Here is a 5,303-nt window from a genome sequence, read left to right as displayed (position 1 = left end):
GACATGCACTCTCCTTGGTGTTGCTAGCGGTTATCAATCTGCGGGCAATTGTACCCTGGATGCAGGCGTCGTGGCACCACAAAGACTTTCTCTAAGCGGTTGAATAGCGTCGATTAGCCTGCAGGTTGTACAGATATGACAGAAATTTACGAAAACTGATAATTCAATAAAATTGATCTGGTTTCGCTTTGTTGTTTTTCATGTCGTCACTAAAAATTAATCCAGATCATTGAATGTTAAATTAGAAGGCAAAGTGTGATCGGTGTTAGATCACTTTGTACTTCTTTCTGAGTATATTCAGCCCGCTGTTAAAAACCATAACAAGGGAAGGGCTATGAAAAAACTCACTCTGGCATTACTGGCGATGGGGTGTCTGTCCGGTGCGGCTTCGGCGCATCAGGCGGGGGAATTCTTTATGCGTGCGGGTACCGCGACGGTTCGACCAACCGCCGGTTCGGACGACGTGCTCAAGATGGGGAGTTTTAAGGTTGATAACAATACCCAACTGGGGCTGACCTTTGACTACATGGTCACCGACAACATCGGTATTGAACTGCTGGCAGCCACGCCGTTCCGCCACAAGGTTGGGCTTGGGCCAACCGGCGACCTGGCGACCGTGCATCAGTTGCCGCCGACGCTGATGGCGCAGTGGTATTTTGGCGATGCGGGTAGCAAAGTGCGTCCTTATGTGGGCGTCGGCGTGAACTACACGACTTTCTTTGATGCAAGCTTCAACGACACCGGCAAAAGCGCGGGTCTGAGCGATCTGAAAGTGAAAGATTCCTGGGGGGCGGCAGGCCAGGTCGGGCTGGATTATATGGTGAATGACGACTGGCTGCTGAACATGTCCGTCTGGTATATGGACATCGACACTACGGTGAAATTTAAAGCCGCGGGTGAGCAGCAAAGTATTAAGACGCGCATTGACCCGTGGGTATTTATGTTCTCCGCAGGTTACCGCTTCTAAGAAAAAAGGCCGGGTCTCCCCGGCCTTTTACCGATCAACCGCGAGTCGCGGCTTTCATATTCTGTACAAAGACCTTCAGTTCGCTGAGCATCACCTCTGGCTGTGCCAGATTCTTCTCAATGATTTTCACCACCGCAGAGCCTGAAATTGCCCCCGCTGCGCCAGCGGAAATCGCATCGCGAACCTGAGAAGGTTCAGAAATACCAAAACCTTGCAGAGGTGGCGCGGCATGATACTCGCCCAGTTTCTCAATCAGATGGTTAAGAGGCAGCTGAGCACGAGTTTCAGTGCCGGTAACCCCTGCGCGGGAAAGCAGGTAAGTATACCCCCGGCCGTGGGACGAAATTTCACGCAGCAGCGCATCGTCGGCGTTTGGCGGACAGATGAAGATAGGCGCTACACCGTGGCGCATGGCGGCGTTACGGAACTCGGCTGACTCTTCAACCGGTACGTCGGCTACCAGTACCGAATCCACGCCCACTTTGGCACACAGCGCGTAAAACTCGTCGATACCGCGGTTAAACACCAGGTTGGCATACATCAGCAGGCCAATCGGGATTTCCGGGTACTTTTGGCGGATCGCGGCGAGCATTTCAAAGCACTGAGTTGGCGTCACGTCAGAGGCGAAGGCACGCAGCGCTGCGCCCTGAATCGTTGGGCCATCCGCCAGCGGGTCGGAGAACGGAATACCCAGCTCCAGCGCATCCGCCCCGCCTTCAATCAGCGCGTCGATAATTTTCAGCGAAAGCTCCGGGTTCGGGTCGCCCAGCGTCACAAAGGGAACGAATGCGCCTTCCTTGCGGGCCTGCAGTTGTTCAAACAGATGATGATAACGTTCCATTACATTTCCCCTCGTGCTTTCAGAATATCGTGGACGGTGAAGATGTCTTTGTCGCCGCGGCCAGAGAGGTTCACCACCAACAGCTGCTCTTTTTCAGGATTCTCGCGGATCATTTTCAAGGCATGGGCGAGGGCGTGGGAAGACTCCAGCGCAGGAATAATGCCTTCGCTGCGGCACAGCGTTTTAAAGGCGTCCAGCGCTTCGTCATCGGTAATGGACACGTAATCGGCGCGCCCGGTGCTGTTCAGATAAGCGTGCTGTGGCCCAACGGACGGGAAGTCGAGCCCGGCAGAGATAGAGTAAGACTCTTCAATCTGGCCTTCGTCGGTCTGCATCATCGGCGACTTCATGCCGAAGTAAATGCCCACGCGGCCGTGCTTCAACGGCGCGCCGTGTTCGCCGGTTTCGATCCCGTGCCCGGCAGGTTCGACGCCAATCAGGCCCACGCCGGTTTCGTCGATAAAGTCGGCAAACATGCCGATGGCGTTGGAGCCGCCGCCCACGCAGGCGATCACCGCGTCAGGCAGGCGGCCTTCTTTCTCCAGAATCTGCGCTTTGGTTTCTTCACCGATCATGCGCTGGAACTCACGGACGATGGTTGGGAACGGGTGCGGGCCGGCGGCAGTGCCGAGCATGTAGTGCGCGGTGTCATAGCTTGCAGACCAGTCGCGCAGCGCCTCGTTACAGGCATCTTTCAGGGTGGATGAACCGCTGTGTACCGGAATCACTTCGGCACCCATCAGGCGCATGCGGAAGACGTTTGGCGACTGGCGCTCAACGTCTTTGGCCCCCATATAGATGCGGCATTTCAGGCCGAGCAGGGCGCTGGCGAGCGCAGAGGCTACGCCGTGCTGACCCGCGCCGGTTTCGGCGATGATCTCGGTTTTACCCATGCGTTTGGCGAGCAGGGCCTGGCCCAGTACCTGGTTAGTTTTGTGCGCGCCGCCGTGCAGCAGATCTTCACGCTTGAGGTACAGCGTAGTGTTGGTGCCTGCCGTCAGGTTACGGCATTTCGTCAGGGCTGTTGGGCGCCCGGCGTAGTTTTTCAGCAGGTCGGTAAACTCGGCCTGGAACTCCGCATCGCTTTGCGCCGCCACGAAAGCTTCTTCAAGCTGGCGCAGGGCAGGCATCAGGATCTGCGGCACATACATGCCGCCAAATTCACCAAAATAAGGGTTCAGTAAAGTCATGGTATCTCTTCCTTAGTAAGCCCGCAGGGTCTGAAAGACCGCAGCCAGCTTGTTAGCATCTTTTATTCCCGGCGCGCTTTCCACGCCGGAGTTGAAATCCAGTCCCGCGCAGCCGGCTTTTGCCGCTTCCACGCAGTTATCCGCTCCGAGGCCGCCCGCCAGAATCACGTTTTCCAGCTTTTGTCCGGCTAACAGTCGCCAGTCAAAGCTTTGCCCGGTGCCGCCCTGGCCGTTATCGAACACGTACTTATCCACGTGTTGTAGATTGCGCTCGGGCAGCGTGTCAGCCACGCTCAATGCTTTCCAGATCTGTGTATTCGCCGGCAGCAGGGCTCGTAGCTCAGTAATGTAATCCTGGTTTTCAGCGCCGTGGAGCTGAACCGCACTGAGCGAGAATTTCTCTGCTTTCGCCACGACTTCCGCTACCGGCGTGTTTCTGAAAACGCCCACGTAGCGAAGCGAGGCGGCGGCAATCACCGCTGCGGCTTTATCATCGGTGACAAAGCGAGGTGAAGCAGGCACGAAGATCAGACCACCGTAAATAGCTCCGGCTTCCTGAGCTGCACGAGCATCTTCGCCACGCGTAAGGCCGCAGACTTTGTTCTCCCCAAACAGCACGCGGCGTACCGCAGCGTTCAGGTCATCTTCACTCATCAGCGCAGAGCCAATCAGGAAGCCGTTCGCGTAGTGGCTAAGCTCGCGAACCTGAGCGTAATTATTGATGCCAGATTCACTGATAACCGTCACGCCGTGGGTCAGGCGCGGCGCCAGCTGCCGGGTGCGATCCAGATCGATGGACAGGTCGCGCAGGTCGCGGTTGTTGATGCCGACGACTTTGGCGCCGAGCGTGATAGCACGCTCCAGCTCTTCTTCGTTGCTCACTTCGGTCAGCACGCCCATATTCAGGCTGTGGGCAACCGCGGCCAGTTGGCGATACTGTTCGTCGTCCAGCACCGAGAGCATCAGCAGGCAAGCATCTGCCTGGTAAAAACGCGCCAGATGAATCTGATAGGCGTCGATAATAAAGTCTTTGCACAGCACCGGCTGGCTGACAATCCCGCTGACGACAGGCAGAAAATCAAAGCTGCCCTGGAAGTATTTCTCGTCGGTCAGCACCGATATCGCAGAAGCATAATGCTTATAAACGCCTGCAATTCGGGCCGGATCGAAATCGTCGCGGATAACCCCTTTAGACGGGGACGCTTTTTTGCACTCAAGAATGAAGACGGTGCGGGCCCCCTGCAGCGCGTGATAGAAGTTGCGCGTGGCTGGCACTATCTCATTCTGGAAGCTCGCCAGCGGCTGCTGCTGTTTGCGGGCTTCGACCCACAGCGCTTTGTCAGCCACGATGCGGTTTAATACGGTCTCCTGCATTGCCTTATCCTCTCCCCGCGAGCGCGGTCACGCGGTCGTATGCCGCACCGCTACGTAATACATCCAGCACTTTCTGTGCGTTAGCTTTCAGGTCTTCATGGCCGTGCAGTCGCATCAGCATGGCCACGTTTGCCGCGACGGCAGACTCGTGCGCTGTCTCACCTTTACCTTGTAGCAGGCGGGTCAGAATGTCACGGTTTTCTTCCGGCGTGCCGCCCGCCAGCGCTTCCTGGTGGTAGGCAGGCAGGTCGAAATCGGCGGCGGTCAGCTGGTAGCTTTTGATTTCGCCGTGGTTCAGTTCGGCAACCAGCGTTGGCGCGTGAAGCGAAACTTCATCCATGCCGCCGCTGTGAACAACTGCCGCGCGTTTGTAGCCGAGGACGCGCAGTGTTTCAGCAATCGGCAGTACCAGCTCAGGGCTGTAAACACCGATCAGCGCCAGCGGCGGGTGTGCCGGGTTAATCAGCGGGCCTAACACGTTGAACAGGGTGCGCGTTTTCAGCTGCTGGCGAACCGGCATCGCGTGGCGGAAACCCGTGTGATACTTAGGCGCAAACAGGAAGCAGACGCCCAGCTCGTCCAGCGCTTTGCGGGAAGCGTCGGCATTCATTTCAAGGTTGATGCCAAATGCTGCCAGCAGGTCGGATGAACCGGACTTGCTGGACACGCTGCGGTTACCGTGTTTGGCGACCTTAAGCCCTACCGCTGCGGCGACGGCAGCAACAGCATTAATATCTCCACCGCCAGCGCCTTTGTCGCCGCAGCGGTAGGGCTTAAGGTCGCCAAACACGGTAACCGCAGCGTGTCCAGCAAGTCCGGTTCATCCGACCTGCTGGCAGCATTTGGCATCAACCTTGAAATGAATGCCGACGCTTCCCGCAAAGCGCTGGACGAGCTGGGCGTCTGCTTCCTGTTTGCGCCTAAGTATCAC

At 57.0% G+C, this 5,303-nt stretch carries 4 protein-coding genes and 2 pseudogenes; 2 read left to right on the top strand and 4 right to left on the bottom strand.

The features are described 5' to 3' along the window. Nucleotides 1-334 precede the first annotated feature (334 nt). Nucleotides 335-967: an outer membrane protein OmpW gene (gene ompW, locus HX778_RS24325; protein ID WP_038482546.1), complete on the top strand. Its 633-nt coding sequence runs from the start codon at nucleotides 335-337 to the stop codon at nucleotides 965-967. A 34-nt stretch (nucleotides 968-1,001) separates the two neighbouring features. Here ompW and trpA read toward each other — a convergent pair whose 3' ends face one another. The 4 genes and pseudogenes from trpA to trpD form a co-directional block, all read right to left on the bottom strand. Further along, nucleotides 1,002-1,808 (bottom strand): tryptophan synthase subunit alpha, encoded by an 807-nt coding sequence (gene trpA, locus HX778_RS24320; protein ID WP_038482549.1) that lies wholly within the window; start codon nucleotides 1,806-1,808, stop codon nucleotides 1,002-1,004. Then, nucleotides 1,808-2,998, bottom strand: a complete 1,191-nt coding sequence (gene trpB / locus HX778_RS24315) for a tryptophan synthase subunit beta (protein WP_176983316.1) — start codon at nucleotides 2,996-2,998, stop codon at nucleotides 1,808-1,810. Before trpB ends, trpA begins: the two co-directional genes overlap by 1 nt. Before the next feature lie 12 nt (nucleotides 2,999-3,010). After that, the gene (gene trpCF / locus HX778_RS24310; RefSeq protein ID WP_038482555.1) at nucleotides 3,011-4,372 is read right to left on the bottom strand and encodes a bifunctional indole-3-glycerol-phosphate synthase TrpC/phosphoribosylanthranilate isomerase TrpF; all 1,362 of its coding nucleotides are present in this window, start codon (nucleotides 4,370-4,372) and stop codon (nucleotides 3,011-3,013) included. A gap of 4 nt (nucleotides 4,373-4,376) precedes the next feature. Beyond that, nucleotides 4,377-5,099, bottom strand: a pseudogene (trpD, locus tag HX778_RS24305) (anthranilate phosphoribosyltransferase); the annotation flags it as partial. Here trpD and HX778_RS24300 point away from each other — a divergent pair. Further along, nucleotides 5,052-5,303 (top strand): annotated as a pseudogene (locus HX778_RS24300) (hypothetical protein); the annotation flags it as partial. The pseudogenes trpD and HX778_RS24300 sit on opposite strands and share 48 nt — an antisense overlap.

Origin of the sequence: Cedecea sp. P7760, assembly GCF_013386425.1 — a bacterium.
Lineage (GTDB): Bacteria > Pseudomonadota > Gammaproteobacteria > Enterobacterales > Enterobacteriaceae > Cedecea > Cedecea selenatireducens.
This window is presented reverse-complemented; position numbering and strand designations above follow the sequence as displayed.

Coding starts and splice junctions, on each gene's coding strand:
- ompW (WP_038482546.1), top strand. CDS start 335: ATGAAAAAACTCACTCTGGCATTACTGGCGATGGGGTGTCTGTCCGGT.
- trpA (WP_038482549.1), bottom strand. CDS start 1,808: ATGGAACGTTATCATCATCTGTTTGAACAACTGCAGGCCCGCAAGGAA.
- trpB (WP_176983316.1), bottom strand. CDS start 2,998: ATGACTTTACTGAACCCTTATTTTGGTGAATTTGGCGGCATGTATGTG.
- trpCF (WP_038482555.1), bottom strand. CDS start 4,372: ATGCAGGAGACCGTATTAAACCGCATCGTGGCTGACAAAGCGCTGTGG.